We start from the raw sequence: 18,171 nt of genomic DNA, 5'->3' as shown, positions 1-18,171 counted from the left end.
CCCTTGCCGTGGCGCGGACAATGAATACGCCGATTCTACAGACGCGCCGCGCGACCGGGGGCGCGGCCGGCCGGCGGGGTGTCGCGCTCGCCGCATCGGTGCCTACGCTTCGGTGTTCGCCGGCCCGGTTCGCGGCGCAGCCGTTCGATGGCGAACGCCGGCGATATAGAACGCGCAGCCCGTGACGGCGAAGCCGGCCATGATGTAGAACAGCGCGTTCGCGCCGAGTCGGCTGTCGAGCAGGAAGCCGCACATCAGGGTATTCAGGCCGCCGCCCAGCATCGCGATGTTTTGTACGCCGAAGTAAGCGCCTTTCATGTCGTGACGGGCGATCGAATCGACGAACATGAATTCCGACGGCACGATCAGGATTTCGCCGAGCGTGAAGATGAGCGTTCCGGCGATCCAGAAGGCCACCAGCATGGAATGGTCGTACACCAGCAGCCCGGCAATCAGCATGACACTGCCGGCCACCACGGCCGCGAGCATGTTCCGCTGGGAAATCCGGCTGCCGACCAGGTATTGCAGCAGGATCACGGTTGCGGCGTTGACGGCCGTGGTGAGCGAAATCAGCGTCTCGGCCCGGGCCGTGTCCGTCACGTGCCCGACATACTGCGACAGATAGGTGGCGAAGCGGGCATAGACGAGCGAGCTGAACAGGCCGCCGAGCGTAAACAGCTGCAGCCGCGTATCGCCGGCCAGCACGGCCAGGATTTCCCGCACGGGCGGCTGCGATCGGGCCTGCGGACCGGCCGCGTTCGCATCGGCGCGATAGCGCCGGGCGTACGCGAGCAGAACGGCCAGCGCCACGACGTTCAACACGGCGGACACGAGCATCGGCGCCAGCGCCGACCGGTGGCTGAGCGCGAGGCCGACGACCGGCGCGGTGCAGAACGCCAGGTTGATGATCGTGTAATTGGCCGAGAAGGCGGCGCCGCGCCGGTGTTCGGGAAGGACCGCGGTCAGCAGGGACTTCACCGACAGATGCATCGTCGTGAATGCCAGTTCGATCGCCACCAGGCACGCGAAGATCAACCAGAAGCGCGTCGTCGTCGGGATCAGCGCGTAGATCGCGGCGGACAGCGCGACGACCAGCAGCAGCGCGCGCAGCGGCGTGACGCGGTCCACCACGATCCCGCAGTAAATGCCGCCGAGCGTCGCGATCATCACGGAGCAACCGAGCGCGTAGCCGACCTGCACGGGCGTGAACCCGACGGCCGTCGACAGGTAGATCGGAAAGAAGGTGAACGTCAATGCCCGGCTGAAGTTCAGCAGAAAGGCCAGCGCGAGCAGCGGCCGCAATACGGGTGCGTCAGTCATTCGGCATCAGCTCCCGCGAATCGAGCCGGGCCGCGGTTTCGTCGACGATGCCGTCGACGTCCGGTTCGCGGCCGGCTTGCCGCAGGCAGTGGCCGAGCGCGGACACGAGGCGCAGGACCGCCTGCGGGCGGCACTGTTCCCCCATCTGGCCGACGCGCAGCAGCGGCAGGCCGAAGGTGGTCGAGATCTCCACGCGATGCAGGTCGCGCATGCGCGCGACGAACGCATCGGGCTGCAGCCCGTCGGGCAGATGAAAGCCGATCACCGAATGCAGGCGCGTCGGCGGCGGCGCGGCCAGCGTCAGGCCCAGTTTCGGCAGTGCCTCCTGCACCGCGGCCGAACTCGCGCGATGCCGTTCGATCCGTGCCGGCAGGGTCTCCTCGTTCAGCAGGCGCAGCGCCTCGTGCAACGCGAACAGGCCGTTGACGGGGGCCGTGTAGTGATAGCGGCGCTCGTGCCAGAACGCCTGTGCCAGGGCGGCGTCGAGGCACCAGTGCGCGGGCCGGAAATCGCGTCTGGCGATGCGTTCCCAGGCCCGGTCGGAGAACGCGACCAGCGACACGCCGGGTATCGACGACAGCCCCTTCTGGCCGCCGCAGAACACCGCGTCGAGTTGCCACGCATCCATCGGCAACGCCGTGGTGCCGACCGTGCAGACCGCGTCGACCACGCTCAGCGCGTCGTATCGGCCGCACAGTGCCGCAATCGCCGGCAGCGCGTGGTTGATCGTGGTCGACGAGGTTTCGCCGTGCACCACCGTGACGAGGTCGGGACGGTAGCGCGCAAGGTGCTGCTCGAACCGGTCGATCGGAAAGCGCGCGTGGCCGTCGAACCGGAACACCTCGACGCCGGCTTGCAGGCGCGCGGCCATCTCGGCCAGCCGCGCGCCGAAATGGCCGCCGACGACGGCGAGCACCCGCGATCGCGCGTTCGCCAGGTTGGCGAGCGCCATTTCACCGGCGGCCGAACCGGGGCCGGCCAGGCCGAGGATCCACGGCGTCGCGGTCTGGAACGCGTAACGCGCCATGTCCTTGAGCTGGTCGAGCACGTCGTTCATGTCCGGGCCGAGATGGCTCGCGACATGCATGTTGGCCTGCCGTACCGAGAGCGGTTGCGGGACGGGGCCCGCGCCCATCAACAGCACGTCGCGCCGGAACAGGCCCTGCTGCAGGGGCGGGCAGGATCGCGCTTCGATCACGGCGTGACCTCCAGGTCGCTCTGGCGATGGTCTTCGACCAGGCGCACCTTGCCGCTGACGGGGTTGCGCGTGAGCGCGCCCTGTGCGAACTGGACGACTTCCACCTCGAATTGCAGCAACTGGTCGGACACCAGGTCGTGCGGCCGCAGGGCCGGCAGCGTGTCGATCAGATGCTGTCGCAGCGCGAGCGTGTCGAGCCGTTCCGGCGATTCGAGATTGACTTGCAGGGTCTCGTATTGCTGCTGACGACGGATGCTCAACTGCAGCTGGATGACCGGCACATGCGCGAGGGCGTCGACGATTTCCTGGTGATAGAGCGCCTGGCGGCCGTTGAGGATGATCAGGCCGTCGCCGCGGCCCAGGTATTCGAGCGCGCGACCGTGCGGATGCGCGACGATCCGGCCGAGGTCGCCGATCCGGTAGCGCACCAGCGGGTATTCGAACTTCTGCCAGTTGGTGATCAGGATGTGGCCTTGCTGGCCGTCGGGCACCGGTTTGCCGTCGTCGTCGACGATCTCGACATAGTTGTAGTCGTCGACCAGCAGATGCGTGGCGCCGCCGAGGCCGTCGGGCTGGTAGCCGATCTGCGCGCCGTCGTTGGCCGCGAGGATGCTGCGGATCACGCTCACGCCGAACTCGGCCTTCAACCAGCGCTTGCGGCTTTCCTGCCAGGGCGCACCGCCGTAGATGACCTTCTCGATCCGGAATTCGGGATCGATCTGCCTGGCGCCGCTCAGCAGCGTTTCGAGCAGGCTGGGAATGCCGATCACGACATTGACGCCGAACGCACGGCGCAACTGGACCAGTTCCTCGGGCGTCACGTTCTGCCCGACCGTATAGGATTCCACGGGCATCACGGCGAGCTCCTGGGAACTCGTCAGCATGCCGCCGTACAGGTGGCCGCCGTACAGCGTATTGACGACCTTGTCGCCCGGCGTGAGGCCGGAGTCGTACAGCATCTGCACGGCTTCCTGCAGCATGCTTTGCCAGTCGTGGCGCGAATAGGGAATGTAGCGTTTCTTTCCGCCGCTGGAGCCCGAAACCAGCACCTCGCCGGTCGGCAGCGCGCCCGAACCCATGCCGGTGCCGTTCGGCGGCGAATGGGCCTCGAGCGCGGCCTTGTCCAGCACCGGAAAAGCGCCGAATGCCGCGATCGTGTCGGGGAGCGGCGTTCCGCGGTAGTACGGAAGCTGCCGGAGCGCGTGAGACAGGAAGCGCACCCGGCTGTCGAGCCGCCGCGCGCGGTCGGCTGCGCTCGCCTGGCGACGCGCGTCGGTCAGCGATACGCCGGCCAGGTAGATCCGCTCGACCAGCACCGCGCTCCAGGCGTGCGAGAGATCCAGCTCCAGCGGATAGGGCGCGGCGGCCCCCGGCGCGGTCCGGTAGCGGATCGCGGGCGTCCCGGCGTCGTCGTCGCCGGGCGCGCGCAGCGGGGGGACCTCGACGCGCAGCGAGCCGTCGTCCGGTTCCGGGTTCAGCGAAAACGCGAACGGCACGAAGGTGCGCAGCTGCGCGGCGACTTCGGCGACGGCCGCCCAGAACGCGTCGTATTCGCTCGCCACCGCCACCCGGTTCCCGGTCAGCCATGCGAGCAGCACGCCGCGCCATTGCGCCTCCAGGCTGCGACCGGTGATCGTGACGGCGCCGCGCGGGCGCAGTTCGGTGACGTCGTTGCGATCGGCGTGGTAGATCCACGGCAGCGCGTGCAGGTTGCCGAGGCCGCGCCAGACGGCTTGCCCGAGGGCGGCGGGATCGAACAGCGCGGCAATCTCGCCGGCCTGTTGCGGCGTCAGGCGCCGACGCCAGCCGGCCTGGTCCCGCAGCGCGTCGAAGAGTGACGAAAGCGTGATGATGCGATCGGTAATGTCGTGCATGGTGAAGGTTCAGGCTGGAGTAGGAACGAGGCGGTCAGAGGGTGCCGGGCCGGGCGATGCGCTGCAGGCAGTGGCCGAGAAAGTGCTCGAGCTGTTCCGGCGAATCGGCGCGCGCCACCAGCGACAAAGGAATCTGCGCTTCGTCGTAGGTCAGTTGCTCCACCGGCCGGTCGTTGCGCTGCAGCTCGATCAGCAGCGGGCTGCGCACGATATCGTCGGGCACCACGAGTTCGGGCAGGTCGGGGCGATGATGGCCGGGATACAGCAGGAAGCCGTAGTACGCCGGGGACGACGCGTCCGGCGCGGGGGCCGGCAGTTGCAGATAGTCGCTGAGCTCGACCGACGGCAGGTGGACGCCCGTGCGCAGCCGATGGGTTTCGACGATGCGGGCGCCGCCCAGGCGGTTGGCGGCCTCGAGGAAAATGCAGGTCTCGCCGTCGAAGAACGCCTCGAGATGGATACAGCCGTGACGGATCCCGAGCGCGTCGACGACCTGGCGCGCAAAGGTGTCGAAGATCGGGTTGTGCGCGACCTGGAACGAACCCACCGGCTCGCCGGACAGGTAGGCGAGCGGCGTGTTGAGATAGCGGCTGGGCAGGAAGTGCTCGACCCGGCCGTCCACCACCACGCCGTCGAAGTGATAGAGCGGCGCGTCGACATATTCCTCGATCTCGTGGCTTTCCCAGCCGTCGTGGCGTTCGAGATGGTCGATCGCGGCGTCGAAGCTGTCATGGACCACGATGCCGCGGCTCGATGCGCCGTCGCGCGGCTTGCTGATCGTCCTGCCGCTCCAGCGCCGCGCGGGCACGTCCTCGGCCCGCTCGATGAAGCGCGGATAGCGGATCGAGCCGGCCTCGGCGATGCGCCGCTTCATCTTGACCTTGTCGCGCACCAGCTCGATCTGTTCGTACGCCGGCCCGGCGATGCCGAGCGCCGCGCGTATCAGGCACGCTTCGAGGATCCCGTATTCGGACAACGCGATCACGGAGCGGAAGCCGTCGCCGGGCGATACGCGCGCGAGCACGGCCTGCACGAGATCGTCTTCGGCGTCCGGCGGCAGCGCGATGCGGCGGCACGCCAGTTCGTCCGGCAGGTCGCGCAGGTGCTTGTCGAGCCCGATATAGGTCAGCTCGTGCGCACGATGGTCGAGCACGAGGTCGTAGCGCATTTTCCGGAACGGCGCCTGATGCAGGATCAGGATTTTCATTGCGACACCTCCAGCAGCGACATGCCCCAGCTGAACCCCATCGCGCTGGTCGCCATCGCCACGACGTCCCCGCGCCGCAACCGGCCCGCCTGGAACAGCTGACGCAGCGCGATCCAGTTGTCGCCGCCGCCGAGATGGCCGTCGAGGTGGTAGTTGAAGACGCTGCGCTCGGCCGGAAAATCGAGGTTCTTCAGCAGGCTCTCGTGGACGTCGCGGTCGCCCTGGTTGATGAGCAGGTAGCGCAACTGGTCGATCGCGAGGGCGGCGCCGCCCAGGCAGAGGCCGAGCAGCTCGACGAACGCGTCGATGTAGCGCTGCTTCAGGCCGCGGCGTTCGTAGTGCTTGCCGACCACGGTGCGGCCGTCGTGCAGGTGGCCTCGGTACATGTCGCACCACGACGGGTCGGTGCGCATCTCGTCGCCGCGCAGCGTCAGCAGCGGGCGCTCCGCGCCGACCAGCACGGCGGTGGCGCTGTCCCCGAAGTTGAACAGCGCGCGCGACTGCGCGTCGGACCGGTCGATCACGCGGCTCAGGCGATCGCAGATGATGACGAGCGCGAGCTGCCCGGGCCGCGCGGCGACCTTGTCGCGCGCGATGGACAGGCCCGTCGCGCCGGCGTTGCAGAAGTTGACCACCTCGAAGCAGTGCGCGTGCGCCAGCCCCAGTTCCGACGCGACTTTCGCGGCGGGCGACCAGAACGGCGCGTCCCAGACGCCCGAGCCGCAGTAGATCACCCAGCCGATCCGGCGGGTGTCGACGGCCTGCCGTTCGATCACGGACGCGGCCACCTGCGCCGCATACCGCCAGTCCGGGATATCGGCGTCGAACACCGACACCGCCGGCGCCGGAAGGATCTCGTCGAGGTCGCCGGGGGCGAGCCCCGACCAGCGCACGAGGTCCTCGCGCGAGACGGTGATCGCGGGCACCAGCGTCTCGAAATCGGTCACGCCGACGGCGCCGCTCATTTCACCGCCACGCGATGGACGGTGCGCGCCTGGTTGTCCTCGACGTGCGTGACCGCGTGATAGGCGGTTTCCGTTTTCCACAGCAGCAGGTCGCCCTTGGTCCACCGGTGGCGGTAAACGTAGCGGCTGTCGGTCACCAGTTCCTCGAGCAGCGCGAGGAATTCCTGGTTCTCGTTCGCATCGAAGCCGATCACGTAATCGAGGTAGTCCCGCGCGCCGTACAGGTACGGCCGCCCGGTCCGGGCGTCGATCTTGACCAGGTCGTGGGTGACCGGCGGATGCAGCTTCTCGGCGTGCTGCATGATCTCGGCGATCGAATAGCCGACATGTTCCGGGCGCGCCTTGAAGCGCTTGCGCACGGTATGAACCGCCTGGCGTCCCGCGATCCGGTTCTTCCAGGTGTCGGGCAGGCGCGCATAGACATCGCGGGCGCTGGAGAACAGCGTATCGCCGCTGGACGCGGGGATGGTGATGCCGTGCAGCAGCGTATAGGTGGTCGGGTTGTCGGTATAGGAAGAATCCTGGTGCCAGAAGTTGCCCACGCGCGGCACGCCATACGCCTTGCCGTTCACGATTTCGTTCGACGAGATCATGATTTCGGGGTGCTCCGGATGGCGGTACTGGCTCATCACGAACGGCACCGGCTCGCCGATCAGGCGGGCGAGTTCCACCTGTTCGCCCGGCGAGATCTCGAGGTCCTTGAAGATCAGCAGCTCGTGGTCGTGCAGGGCCTGCAGCACCTGCTCGCGGGTCTCGGGGTTGCGGATGTCGCGGATCGAGATGTCGTGGATTTCGGCGCCGACGTAATCGCTGACTGGCTTGATTTGCATGATGTTCCCCTGTGCCTGGATCAGATGGTGGATGCGAGTGCCGCCGCGAACCGGTCGATCTGCGCGGTCGAATGGTCCGGCGTCACGGTCACGCGAAAGCGCTCCTGGCCGCGCGGAACGGACGGAAAATTGATCGGCTGGACGTAGATCCCGTGGTCGTTCAACAGCGTGCGGGAAACCCGCTTGATCCTCTCCAGGCCCGGGATGATGATCGGCACGATATGGCTCTCGGCATCGACGAAGTCGACCTCATGCCGGCGCAACGCGGCCTTCAGGTACGCGACGTTCCCGAACAGCGTCGCGCGGCGCGCGGTGTCGCCGACGATGTGGTCGATGCTCGCGCGCGTCGCGGCCATCAGCGCCGGCGGCAGCGACGTGGTGAAGATGAATCCCGGCGACAGGCTGCGGATGCAGTCGACGGCGTCGCGCGCGCCCACGACGAAGCCGCCCGACGTGCCGATCGCCTTGCCGAAACCGCCCTGGATGAAGTCGACGCCGTGTTCGTCCAGCGCTTCGCACAGGCCCAGGCCCCTGGGGCCGAACACGCCGACCGAATGGGTCTCGTCGATATAGGTGAGCGCGTTGTAGCGCTTCGCGAGCCGCACGATCTCCTTCACCGGCGCCAGATCGCCGTCCATCGAATACACCGATTCGAAGGCGATCAGCTTCGGCCGCTCAAACGGCTCGGCGGCCAGGCCGCGTTCGAGATCCGCGAGATCGTTGTGCTTGAAGACGTACTTGTCGCTTTTGAACTTCCGGATGCCCTCGATCATCGAGCGATGATTGAACGCGTCGGAATACACCACCGCGTCGCCGAGCACGGACACGAGCACGCCGAGGCTCTCGGTATTGGCCAGATAGCCGTTGTTGAAGATCAGTGCGCTGTCCCGGCCGTACAGCCGGGCCAGATGCTGTTCCAGGTCGACGTGCGCGCCGGTGTTGCCGGAAATGTTGCGCGACCCGCCCGAGCCCGCGCCGAACCGGGCGAGCGCGTCCCGGAACGACGCGATGACCTTGTCGTGCTGCCCCATGCCCAGGTAGTCGTTGCTGCACCACACCTCGATCGTCTTTTCCTGGTAATTCGCCAGCGGGAAATGACCGGCGCTGCGAGAAAACGTCAGGAAATGCCGATAGGCATCCGTCGTTTTGAGTTGATGCAGGACGTCGCCAAATGCTTCCGCATAATTGAATTTCACTTCAACCGTAGACATTATTTCCCCACCCTTGGTTGGTACCCGGTACGAAAACTATGGCCGGCGCGTGACGAGCCGGAAATGAGTATTCCTGACTGAATGAGTCAGGGTGCCTCGACTGAAAGGGGCAATCCTTGTTTTATTTGAATGAACTGCGGCTGGCGGGCGTATCCCGGGGCGGGGATCAGGCCGCGCCTGCGTCGTCGCTGTCGACGCTGACGATGGCCTTGCCGAGATTGCCGCCCGAGAGCATCGCGAGAAAGGCGTCGACGATGTTGTCGAACCCCGTCGTGACGGTTTCCGGCGCGACGAGGTCGCGACGCTGGAGGTGCGGGATCGCGAAGTCCTCGAGTTCCTGCTGCAGGCCGGTGTAGTGCTTCACGAGGAAGCCCTGCAGGGTCAGGCTCTTGCCCACCGCGTCGAACAGATTGCGCGGCGCGGCGGGCGGCTGCAGCGCGCTGTATTGCGCGACCGCGCCGATCAGCGCCGCGCGCCCGTGTTCCTTCAGCGCGTCAATGGCCGCCTCGAGCTGTTCGCCGCCGACGTTGTCCAGGTAGACGTCGATGCCTTCGGGAACCCGTTCGCGCAATTGCGCGCCGACCTGCCCGGGCCGATAGACGAACGCGTCGGAATAGCCGAGACCGTTCGTCAATTGCCGGGCCTTGCTTTCGTTGCTTGTGCTTCCGACGATCCGGCCCGCGCCGAGCAGTTTCGCGAACTGGCCGGCCGCGGTGCCGACGCCGCCGGCCGCGGCGGACACATACACGGATTCACCGGGCTGCAGGCGGGCGATGCGGGTCAGGGCCACCCACGCGGTCAGCCCGGTGCCGCCGAGGATGCTCAGCCATGCGGTGAGCGGCACGCCTTCGACGGGGCGGATCACCCGCGCCGCCTGCACCGGCACCTGGGCGTAGGTGCGCCATCCCTGTCGATGGAAGACCCAGTCGCCGGGCCGAAGCGCGGCGTCCGTGGAGCGGAGTACCTGGCCGATGGTCCGGCCTTCGAGCGGCGCATTCAGCGCCCAGTCGCCGTCCATGCACTCGCGCATGTAGGGGTCGACCGAGAAATGCACGTTTCTCACCAGGGCTTCGCCGGGCGCCAATGGCGCCAGCGGCTGCCGGACGAAACGGAAATGCTCCCGGCGCGGTTCGCCGTGCGGCCGTTCGACCTGATGGACCAGCGTATTGCGGGACGGCTGATATCCAAAATCCATTTCGCTCATTAACTATCCACGATAATTGATAACGGCCGGGGTATTGCCGTGCTGGGGCAGCATATTTATGAGGCAATGAACGAATCGATAATCAAGAGAATAGAATTAACGCTCGATTCGACCATTGTTTACAAAACCGTTGAATTCGCCGAGGCGAGGCATGCCGGCCTCGGCAAAGGCGAATTCGAATCGATTTGTTTTATTTGCGTGGACATTCTGCATAACGGCAAGCACAATAAAAACGGCAAATTCAGAATTTTTTGTTTCCTCTTTTATGCGACTGATCGACCGGTTTCATCGGCTTGGCGAGTTTCTCGAAGAGCAGGGCAGTCAGCCCGGGTTGCCGGCGCTGGCGCAGGCGCTGGACTGCACCGAGCGCAACGTGCGGGGCCTGTTGCGCAAGATGGAGGCGCAAGGGTGGTTGCGGTGGGAGGCGGCGCGCGGCCGCGGCCACTTCTCGCGTCTGACGATGCTGGTTCCCCCGCAGCACGCGGCGCTCGACCGCCTCTCCGGCCTGCTGGCGGACGGCGAACTGGAGCAGGCGTTCGCCAGCCTGGGGGACGGGCAGCGCCAGCAGTTGCTGCGACGGTTGCCGGATTTCCTCGGAATCCAGCCCGCGGGCTCGCACGGCCGCCGCCTGCGCATGCCCCTTTACCGGGCGGTGGACGCGCTCGATCCGTACCGGGTGATCAGCCGCCTGGAAGCCCACCTGGTGCGGCAGATCTTTTCGCGGCTGACCGAGTTCGACCGGCACACGCAGCGCGTCGTGCCGGCGCTGGCGCATCACTGGGAGCCGGACGAGGGCGGACGGGTCTGGCACTTCTGGCTCCGGCCGAACGTCGCGTTCCACGACGGCCGGCCGCTGGAACCGGACGACGTGCGCGACACGCTGCTGCGCATGCGCGACGAGCCGAGCTATTTCCAGCGCCTGTACCGGCATCTGCTCGACGTGGAAATCGCCGAAGGCCGGCGGATCGTGTGCCGTCTGAGCGACGTCGATCATCTGTGGCCGCAGCGACTCGCGGCGGCCAATGCGTCGATCGTGCCGCGTCACCGGAGCGCCGACTTCGCGCGCATGCCGATCGGCACCGGGCCGTTCAGGCTGACGCGTCACAGCGATTACCGGATCACCTTGTCGGCGTTCGGCGATCACTATCGCGAGCGCGCGCTGCTCGACGAACTGGATCTGTGGTTCATGCCGTCGGCCGAGCAGGCGGACGGCTTCGATCTTCGCTTCGGACACTCCGCGTCCCGCGCGCCCGACCACAAGGGCATCGTGCGCGTGCAGGCGGGCTGTACCTATGTGGTGTGCAACGCGACGCGCGACGCCTTTCGCGAGCGCGCCGATCGGCTGGCGCTGGCGGACTGGCTCGCGCCCGGCCGCCTGTTCGGCCCTGACGATCCCGCGCGGCGGCCGGCGGCCGGGCTGCTGCCGGCCTGGCGGCATCGTGTCGCGACGCCGGGCCCCGCGCCCTTCGCGCCGCAATACACCGAGCTGACGCTGGTCACCGGGCAGACCCACGACGAGCAGGTGCTGGCTCGCGCGATCGAGGCCCGGCTGTGCGAGGCGGGCGTCCGGCTGCGCGTGATGGCGCTGCCTTATGCCGACCTGATCCGGCGCGACTGGCTGGATGCGGCCGATCTGGTGCTGGGCAGCGAGATCCTGCACGACGACGAGGATTTCGGCTGCTTCGAATGGTTCGCGGCCGACAGCGTATTCCGGCAATGGATGCCGGAGCATGCCGCGCTCGAACTGGATCGCCGGCTGCGCGCGGTGCAGGCGCAAGCCGATGCGTGCGCGCGAATGACGGACTACGAGGCAATCGGCAGGCAACTGGTCGAGGCCGCATGGCTGATCCCGATCTCGCACGAGCACCAGCACGTCGAGCTCGCATCGCACGTTGCCGGGGTCGACGCCGCGCCGCTGGGGTTCGTGTCGTTCGCCGGGCTGTGGGTGCGGTGACGGGGTTGCCGGGCAGCGTCATGCGTTGATCCAGGTGGATATCGCGACGACGTGCGCGACGATATAATTCGCACTCCGAGGGCACTCGAGCGCGACCGCGCACAGACGACACGACAACAAGAATCAGACATGGCTCCGTCTCAACCACATGCATTGCAGCGTCCACCCGCCGAAGTCCCGTATGCCGATCAGTTCGCGGAACTGAAGGCGCAGGACGGCGCACGGTCACGCCCGCCGGGCCGGCAACCGAGCCTGACGGCCGCCCGCGCATTCATCGCAAACGATCGCGCGAAGCTGCGCCGCTACTTCGAGCAGAAGGCGGCGCGACGTGAAGGGACGCGCCGGCGCGCGTACTACGGGGCCCGCAACCGTTTGCCGTGACGGATGACCTGCGATGTCCGGAAACGGACACATGCGCGTCGACAATCGCTGATATGTTGCCGCGCGATGGCGAATCGGCCGGAGCACATTCCGGCACGCCGTGCCGCAACAAGAGGCGGCGAGTCCTCCCCGAACGGCGGACCCGCTCCCGGCCAGTCGACTTCTTCCGGGCAATTTCACCGACATGCTAGATCCCGCCGTGGCCATCGCCACTTCCGCACTCATGAGCACGGTACTGCTGGTGCTGCTCGGCTCCCTGCTCAGGTCGGGGATCCCCGGCGTGCTCGAATGGTTCGCCGCCAACGCCGCGATGGTCGTCGGCATGCCGCTGATCCTGTTGCGCGGGCAGATTCCGGATTCCCTGTCCGTCGTTGCCGCGAACCTGCTGATGGCCTCCGCGGCCATCACGTACTACGCCGGTTGCGCGCGTTTCCTGGGGCACGCCGTTCGCTGGGCCTGGCTGACCGTTTCGCTCCTGCCGCTCGGCATGGCGCTGGTCTACTGGCGCTACGCGGTCGACAGCATTCCCGTGCGCGTGCTCGTCACCACGTCGTTCAGCGCCGCGTTCTGCGTCGCGATCGGGCTTCTGGTGCTTCGCCATCGGCCGTCCGGCCGCCCGGCCTATCCGTATCGGGTGACCGCCGTGATGGCGTTCCTCTTTGCCGTCTGCCAGCTCGCGCGCGGGATCTATTTCATGACGCTCGACGGCGCGTCGAGCCCGCTGATGTTTGCGTCCACCGGCAACGTGATACTGCTGGTCGCCGGTGCGACCATCGTGCCCACGCTGTCGATGTCCGCGATGATGATGGTGCACGACCTCCTGCTCGCCGATGCGCGCGAGGCGGCGAACCGGGACTTCCTCACCGGGGCGCTGTCGCGCAAGGGCTTCGAAGCGGTGGCGCGCAAGCATCTGGCCGACGCGGACAGGTGCGGCCTGCCTGCCTCCCTGCTGATCGCCGACCTCGATCATTTCAAATCGATCAACGATACGCTCGGTCATGCGGGCGGCGACGCCGTGCTGCGCGAATTCGTCCGCATGACGCAATCGCAGTTGCGGCGCGGCGACGTGCTCGGGCGCATCGGCGGCGAGGAATTCGCCGTGCTGCTGCCGGCGACGGAGCTGGACGATGCACTGCGCCTCGCGGAGCGGTTGCGCCACGCCGTCCTTGCACAACCCGTGACGACGCAGGCCGGGCCGTGCGCGTACAGCATCAGCGGCGGCCTGGCAGGCTGGCGGCCGGGTGAAACCCTCGACCACCTGAGCACGAAGGCGGACGCCGCGTTGTACGAGGCGAAGCGTTCGGGACGCAACAGGATGTGCATCCACGGCGAAACGCGAAGCGCACACGCGTCGCCGTTCCAGGACCTTGCCGTACCGGCGGCGGTTTCGTGAACGCACGGCCCCCGCGCGGACAGGCAGGATCGGAACGACATGCGACCTCGGTTCACGAACAACGACGGCATCATGCGGCCCGGCGTGCGTCGCGGCCGGCGCACGCGGGCATCGGCCGCCGCCCGTGCCGGCCGTATCGACACTGATTGCCGTGCAGGTACGGGCCGAGGGGCAGGGGCCGCCCGCCGCGGTCACGCCCGCCCGCCCGCACGTCCTCCCGTTGCTTTGGTTCTTTCGACACTCACCATGACACAGCCCATCGCCGAACTCCTTGCCATCCTGCAGCGTCCCGTACACGGTCAGGCCGATCTCCTCACGCTGGACGATTTCTTCGAGCTGACCGAAGTCCACGCCGTGCATGAGCAGACGGAGGATCGCAGTTGCGCCGACACCTTCCTGCACGCGTGTGCGGCCGCACTGCCGGCGCTGCATCCGAATCGCGCGGCGTTGCTTGCGTTGCTCGGCGGCGCGATCGTCGAGCGCGGCGCCGATCCCCGCATCCTGTTTGCGGCCGCGCGGGCCGTGCTTGGCGCGTGGCTGCGCGAACTCGCGCCGTATTGCGCGCAGGCGGTCGAGGAAGAAGACGATGAAGCGGACGACGAGGCCCGCCGCGACTGGCACGCGGCCCGCCAGCGGCTCGATGCACGCGACGAGCGGCAAGCCTGGGAGGTCGACGCATTGCGGGCCGCCGTCGATACGCTCGTGCTGCCGCTGATGGCGATGCTGATGCGCGATCGCGACAATCACCGCGATTTCGTCGCGGACACCGCGCTGCAGGCGTTGCTCGACCGCATGGCGGACAACGACAGTTTGCCGTTCGACCAGTTGCACTATTTGCGCACCGCATCCGCGTTGACCTACGACCCGGAGTGCGTCGTCGTGCTGCCGGCTTCGGGCACGGGCTTCGTGGCCAGCGCGCACGCGGTCAACAACACGTTCCATGCATTCACGCTGCTGCAGCGCCTGATCGGCGAACACGCGCACGCGCTGCGCATCGGCAGGCCGATCGCCGCGAGGATCGGCGACGAGGAACAGGACACGTCGGAGTTTCACTGGCTGCAGGCGCACGCCTATGCGAACGGCGTGCTGGTCGACAACCTGGCGCTCGCATGGGGCGAGGCGCCGTTGCGCAACCTCACCCGCAAGCACGGCAAATGCGTGCTGATCGCGTTGGATACGGAAGAGGGAATCCGGCGCAGCTGGGACGGTTTCAATGGCGTCTGTCACCCGGCGCAGAACCCGTCCATGGCGCTGGTGCGCTTCCTGACGCCCGCCGAAGTGGCCGGCTATCTGGCCTGACGCGCCGGCTATACGGGGATTCGCGCAAGCGGGGCTCCGGGCGGCGCCGCGTCTCCGTCCTCGCCCGGCCCGATCGGGCCAGGCGAGGCTGGAGAAGGGCGGGCCACGACCCGTCCGCTTCGCGCGCAACACCACACGGGCCCGCAAACCCTGCCGACCCTTGGTCGACGGCATGCTTGTCCAACGAGCGCCTCGTGCCTTTTTTATATCAGTGCTCGTCGGAATGCCGCCGACAGCCCGGCCGCCCTGTTTTATCGGCGTCGCTCGAAGCGGTCGCCTGACCGATCGACGCGCCGTCATCGTGCGGGGTGCTGCCCATGATGGTGGTGCTGATCAAGGCGCCCGGGTGTCCATGGCCGCGCACTGCGCCCGTGCATCCTTGATTGGCGTGCATGTTAAATGAGCGCGCGCGTCGAAAACTGACAAATTCTGACATTCGGGAGACGGCCGGCGCCGGGCGGCCGGACGACGTCGCGCGTTCGGGTATAGTGTCGCCCGATCGCAGCAACCTGCACGGATCGCGTGATGTTTCGGCTCATCTTCCTCATCCTGTTTGCGTGGGCCCCGGCGGCCTTCGCCTCACCCGCCATTTCGCTGCCGGCCGGCGGGCAGGTCGGCATCCGGACGGGCTGGGACCTGTTGCGCGATCCCGGCAACACGCTGACGGTCGAGCAGATCTCGCGCCCCGAGATCGCGCGCGGGTTCGTCGGCCAGACGTCGGAGCCGGCGCTCGGCTACGTCGCCGGCACCGCGTGGCTGCGCCTGACCGTCATACGCCCGGCGGGTGCGCCGCCGATGTGGTTCCTGGAATTGCGCTCGTCGCTGCTGAACGACGTCACGCTGTACGTGCCGCAGCCCGACGGCGGATACCGGCGCCATGTCGCGGGCGATCGCAAGCCGGTGGAGCAACGCGACGTCGCCTACCGCAACCCGGTATTTCGCGTGGATCTTCCCGAGGGCCAACCGGTCACGCTGTATCTGCGAATCCGCAGTACCAGCACCATGAGCTTCTCGATGACGCTGTGGTCGCCCGACGCATTCATCTCCGCGACGAGCAAGGAATCGCTGCTGTTCGGCCTGCTGGACGCCGCGCATCTCGTGCTGCTCGTCTCGAGCCTGTGGCTGTTCCGGGTAACGCGCGACGCATCGTTCGGGCTCTACGGGCTGAGCGTGCTCGTGAACCTGCTCACCGCGCTGGGCGCCGAAGGCTATATCTATCAGTACCTGCTGCCTCACTCGCCGGTCGCAAGCAGTGCGATCTACCTGAGCAGCTGGCTGCTCGGCACGCCGGTGGGCACGCTGTTCACCGCGCACTACCTCGGCCTGTTCAACGCGCGCTGGCGGCGCTCCGCGATCGTTTTTTGCGCGGTGACGATCGTCGCCGCGCTGGCCGCCGCGCCGTTGATGCTGATCGTCAACGTCTGGTGGGTGCGCCCGCTCTACCTGTTCTGGCAGATCGCGGTCATCGTCGTCACGATGGCCGTCTCGCTCTGGCTCAGCGTGCGCGGACACCGCCATGCGCGCGTGGTCGTGCTCGTGCTGCTGCTGTTGCTCGGCGGCAGCGCGTTGCGCGTCGCCCGCAACGTCGGCTGGATCGCGCCGGGGCTGCTGGCCGACAACGCCGGATATCTGGGGATGCTCGCGTTCATGCTGATCATGAATTCGGCGATCAGCTCGCGCTACAACGCGATGCGCAATGCGATGGAAGCGGCGCAGGCCGACGCATTGCGCGTTGCCCGCCAGGCCGAGCGCGATCTCGAGGCCAAGGTCGCGCTGCGCACCCAGGCGCTTCGCGAGGCGATGGAGCAGGTGGAAGCGTCGCTCGCGATGGAAAAGCGCGCGCAGGACGAGCAGCGCCAGCTTCTGGCGACCGTCTCGCACGAGCTGCGCACGCCGCTCGCGGTGATCGACGCCACCGCGCAGAACCTCGATCTCGACGACTCCCGTGCCGATCCGCTGACCTCGTCGCGCTACCAGAAGATCCTGCGCGCGACGCAGCGCCTGACGGTGCTCATCAACGATTCGCTGCACGAGGACGGCTTCGAGCTGCTGCGGCGCGGCACCCGGATCGGCGACACGCGGCTGGCGGGGTTGCTCGACGATGCGGCCGCGGCCGCCGAGGCGCTGTCCGACGGGCACCGCCTCCAGATCGACGCGAAAGACCTGCCGGACGCCTTCGCGTGCGACGGCAGCCTGACGCGCCTGGTGCTGCGCACGCTCGCCGACAATGCCGTCAAGTACACGCCCGCCGGCACACGGATCGTGTTGCGGGGCCGGCGTGCGCCGGGCGGCGTGGAGCTGGAGGTGGAGGACGACGGCCCCGGCATTCCGCCGGCGGACCTGCCGTACGTGTTCGACCGCTTTTATCGCGGCCGCAACGTGGGCCGCAAACCGGGTACGGGCCTCGGTCTGCCGCTCGCGCGCCGCATGGTCGAGATGCAGGGCGGCACCCTGAACCTGGTCAGCGAGCCCGGGCGCGGCTGCCGGGCGACGGTCTTCCTGCCCGTGCAGGCGGACGTGGCGGCCCTGGCCGCTCAGGCGAGCATCAGCGGCGCGGCGAACGTATAGCCGGTGCGGTGCACCGTTTTCAGCGGCAGCTCGGAACCGGCCTCGCCGCGCCAGCGCTGCCGCAGGCGGCTGACCATCGTCTCCAGCCTGCGCTCGTCGTAGTCCACCCAGTCGAAACCGAAATCCTCCGCGATCTGCCGCCGGCTGACCGCCTTGGCCGGATGGCGCGCCAGCAGGGCGAGCAGGGCGATCTCGCTGGCCGACAGGTCGAGCCGACCGCCGTCCGGCGCCGACAGCACGCGCGCCTGGCCGTCGAGCCGCCAGTGGTTCGTCACCCGGCGGCCGAGCGCCTGGAGAATCGCGTCGAGTTCGAGCAGCTTCACCGGCTTGACGAGATAGTGGTCGGCTCCGCCGATCAGGCCGTCGATCTTGTCCTGCGTGTCGCCCCGCGCGGTCAGCATGACGATGCCGCAGTCTCGATGCCGGGCCCTGAGCCACACGGCCGCATCGAAGCCGCTCCCGTCCGGCAGCATCACGTCGATGATCGCGAATGCGAGATCCGACGCGCGTTCCCGGAACTCCGCGACCGTGCCGGCCTGATCGACCGTCCAGCCGCGCTTTTCCAGGAACGCGGCGATTTCCTCGCGCAACTCGACTTCATCGTCGAGCAACAGCACCTTAGTCATACCGCTACCTCGGACCGCTCCGTGCATCCGCGGCGTATTCCCGTGTTTCCGCCCCGATCGGCGGCAGCGCCGCGCCCGATCGCGCGATGCAGCCGCCATCGGCCCCATCCTGGCTTGCACACTTTGCAAGCGCGGGAATTT

At 67.6% G+C, this 18,171-nt stretch carries 15 protein-coding genes; 5 read left to right on the top strand and 10 right to left on the bottom strand.

The genetic code is table 11. The features are described 5' to 3' along the window. Positions 1 to 102: 102 nt before the first annotated feature. From GQ56_RS0104415 to GQ56_RS0104380, 8 genes are all read right to left on the bottom strand, one after another. Positions 103 to 1,320: an MFS transporter gene (locus GQ56_RS0104415; RefSeq protein WP_052001082.1), complete on the bottom strand. Its 1,218-nt coding sequence runs from the start codon at positions 1,318 to 1,320 to the stop codon at positions 103 to 105. Then, positions 1,313 to 2,518, bottom strand: a complete 1,206-nt coding sequence (locus GQ56_RS0104410) for a pyridoxal-phosphate-dependent aminotransferase family protein (protein ID WP_063962842.1) — start codon at positions 2,516 to 2,518, stop codon at positions 1,313 to 1,315. Before GQ56_RS0104410 ends, GQ56_RS0104415 begins: the two co-directional genes overlap by 8 nt. After that, entirely contained in the window at positions 2,515 to 4,392 is a 1,878-nt protein-coding gene (locus tag GQ56_RS0104405) for a phenylacetate--CoA ligase family protein (RefSeq protein WP_052007154.1), read from the bottom strand. Before GQ56_RS0104405 ends, GQ56_RS0104410 begins: the two co-directional genes overlap by 4 nt. 34 nt (positions 4,393 to 4,426) lie before the next feature. Beyond that, positions 4,427 to 5,599 carry an ATP-grasp domain-containing protein gene (locus tag GQ56_RS0104400; protein ID WP_043301084.1) on the bottom strand — a complete coding sequence of 391 codons (1,173 nt, stop codon included), beginning with the start codon at positions 5,597 to 5,599 and terminating at the stop codon, positions 4,427 to 4,429. Beyond that, positions 5,596 to 6,564: a 3-oxoacyl-ACP synthase III family protein gene (locus GQ56_RS0104395; RefSeq protein WP_031397497.1), complete on the bottom strand. Its 969-nt coding sequence runs from the start codon at positions 6,562 to 6,564 to the stop codon at positions 5,596 to 5,598. The genes GQ56_RS0104400 and GQ56_RS0104395 overlap by 4 nt, the downstream gene beginning before the upstream one ends. Continuing rightward, positions 6,561 to 7,394, bottom strand: coding sequence for a TauD/TfdA dioxygenase family protein (locus GQ56_RS0104390; RefSeq protein WP_031397496.1), 834 nt, complete (start codon positions 7,392 to 7,394; stop codon positions 6,561 to 6,563). The genes GQ56_RS0104395 and GQ56_RS0104390 overlap by 4 nt, the downstream gene beginning before the upstream one ends. A 20-nt stretch (positions 7,395 to 7,414) precedes the next feature. Next, positions 7,415 to 8,605 carry a 5-aminolevulinate synthase gene (gene hemA / locus GQ56_RS0104385; protein WP_031397495.1) on the bottom strand — a complete coding sequence of 397 codons (1,191 nt, stop codon included), beginning with the start codon at positions 8,603 to 8,605 and terminating at the stop codon, positions 7,415 to 7,417. 166 nt (positions 8,606 to 8,771) lie between these two features. Next, positions 8,772 to 9,809 (bottom strand): MDR family NADP-dependent oxidoreductase, encoded by a 1,038-nt coding sequence (locus GQ56_RS0104380; protein WP_031397494.1) that lies wholly within the window; start codon positions 9,807 to 9,809, stop codon positions 8,772 to 8,774. A gap of 265 nt (positions 9,810 to 10,074) precedes the next feature. On the opposite strand from GQ56_RS0104380, the gene GQ56_RS0104375 reads away from it, so the two are divergent. The 4 genes from GQ56_RS0104375 to GQ56_RS0104360 all read left to right on the top strand — a co-directional run bounded on the left by GQ56_RS0104375 (position 10,075) and on the right by GQ56_RS0104360 (position 14,836). Further along, complete coding sequence (locus tag GQ56_RS0104375) at positions 10,075 to 11,763, top strand: SgrR family transcriptional regulator (protein ID WP_052007152.1); 1,689 nt, start codon at positions 10,075 to 10,077, stop codon at positions 11,761 to 11,763. A 129-nt stretch (positions 11,764 to 11,892) separates the two neighbouring features. Beyond that, entirely contained in the window at positions 11,893 to 12,144 is a 252-nt protein-coding gene (locus GQ56_RS46345; protein ID WP_152601628.1) for a hypothetical protein, read from the top strand. 223 nt (positions 12,145 to 12,367) lie between these two features. After that, the gene (locus GQ56_RS0104365) at positions 12,368 to 13,537 is read left to right on the top strand and encodes a GGDEF domain-containing protein (protein WP_235212624.1); all 1,170 of its coding nucleotides are present in this window, start codon (positions 12,368 to 12,370) and stop codon (positions 13,535 to 13,537) included. A 246-nt stretch (positions 13,538 to 13,783) separates the two neighbouring features. Continuing rightward, positions 13,784 to 14,836, top strand: a complete 1,053-nt coding sequence (locus tag GQ56_RS0104360) for a hypothetical protein (RefSeq protein ID WP_031397490.1) — start codon at positions 13,784 to 13,786, stop codon at positions 14,834 to 14,836. 208 nt (positions 14,837 to 15,044) lie between these two features. On the opposite strand, the gene GQ56_RS46885 is transcribed toward GQ56_RS0104360, so the two are convergent. After that, the gene (locus tag GQ56_RS46885) at positions 15,045 to 15,173 is read right to left on the bottom strand and encodes a hypothetical protein (RefSeq protein ID WP_265183105.1); all 129 of its coding nucleotides are present in this window, start codon (positions 15,171 to 15,173) and stop codon (positions 15,045 to 15,047) included. A 188-nt stretch (positions 15,174 to 15,361) separates the two neighbouring features. On the opposite strand from GQ56_RS46885, the gene GQ56_RS0104355 reads away from it, so the two are divergent. Beyond that, positions 15,362 to 17,404, top strand: a complete 2,043-nt coding sequence (locus tag GQ56_RS0104355) for a sensor histidine kinase (protein WP_031397489.1) — start codon at positions 15,362 to 15,364, stop codon at positions 17,402 to 17,404. Here the strand turns inward: GQ56_RS0104355 and GQ56_RS0104350 are convergent. Beyond that, positions 17,371 to 18,030, bottom strand: coding sequence for a response regulator transcription factor (locus GQ56_RS0104350; protein ID WP_031397488.1), 660 nt, complete (start codon positions 18,028 to 18,030; stop codon positions 17,371 to 17,373). The two genes, GQ56_RS0104355 and GQ56_RS0104350, sit on opposite strands and share 34 nt — an antisense overlap. Between the last annotated feature and the right edge of the window lie 141 nt (positions 18,031 to 18,171).

The sequence above is a fragment of the Burkholderia paludis genome, assembly GCF_000732615.1.
Taxonomy (GTDB): Bacteria; Pseudomonadota; Gammaproteobacteria; order Burkholderiales; family Burkholderiaceae; genus Burkholderia; species Burkholderia paludis.
This window is presented reverse-complemented; position numbering and strand designations above follow the sequence as displayed.

Coding starts and splice junctions, on each gene's coding strand:
- hemA (WP_031397495.1), bottom strand. CDS start 8,605: ATGTCTACGGTTGAAGTGAAATTCAATTATGCGGAAGCATTTGGCGAC.
- GQ56_RS46345 (WP_152601628.1), top strand. CDS start 11,893: ATGGCTCCGTCTCAACCACATGCATTGCAGCGTCCACCCGCCGAAGTC.
- GQ56_RS0104405 (WP_052007154.1), bottom strand. CDS start 4,392: ATGCACGACATTACCGATCGCATCATCACGCTTTCGTCACTCTTCGAC.
- GQ56_RS0104375 (WP_052007152.1), top strand. CDS start 10,075: ATGCGACTGATCGACCGGTTTCATCGGCTTGGCGAGTTTCTCGAAGAG.
- GQ56_RS0104360 (WP_031397490.1), top strand. CDS start 13,784: ATGACACAGCCCATCGCCGAACTCCTTGCCATCCTGCAGCGTCCCGTA.
- GQ56_RS0104390 (WP_031397496.1), bottom strand. CDS start 7,394: ATGCAAATCAAGCCAGTCAGCGATTACGTCGGCGCCGAAATCCACGAC.
- GQ56_RS0104415 (WP_052001082.1), bottom strand. CDS start 1,320: ATGACTGACGCACCCGTATTGCGGCCGCTGCTCGCGCTGGCCTTTCTG.
- GQ56_RS0104365 (WP_235212624.1), top strand. CDS start 12,368: ATGAGCACGGTACTGCTGGTGCTGCTCGGCTCCCTGCTCAGGTCGGGG.
- GQ56_RS0104400 (WP_043301084.1), bottom strand. CDS start 5,599: ATGAAAATCCTGATCCTGCATCAGGCGCCGTTCCGGAAAATGCGCTAC.
- GQ56_RS0104395 (WP_031397497.1), bottom strand. CDS start 6,564: ATGAGCGGCGCCGTCGGCGTGACCGATTTCGAGACGCTGGTGCCCGCG.
- GQ56_RS0104350 (WP_031397488.1), bottom strand. CDS start 18,030: ATGACTAAGGTGCTGTTGCTCGACGATGAAGTCGAGTTGCGCGAGGAA.
- GQ56_RS0104355 (WP_031397489.1), top strand. CDS start 15,362: ATGTTTCGGCTCATCTTCCTCATCCTGTTTGCGTGGGCCCCGGCGGCC.
- GQ56_RS0104380 (WP_031397494.1), bottom strand. CDS start 9,809: ATGAGCGAAATGGATTTTGGATATCAGCCGTCCCGCAATACGCTGGTC.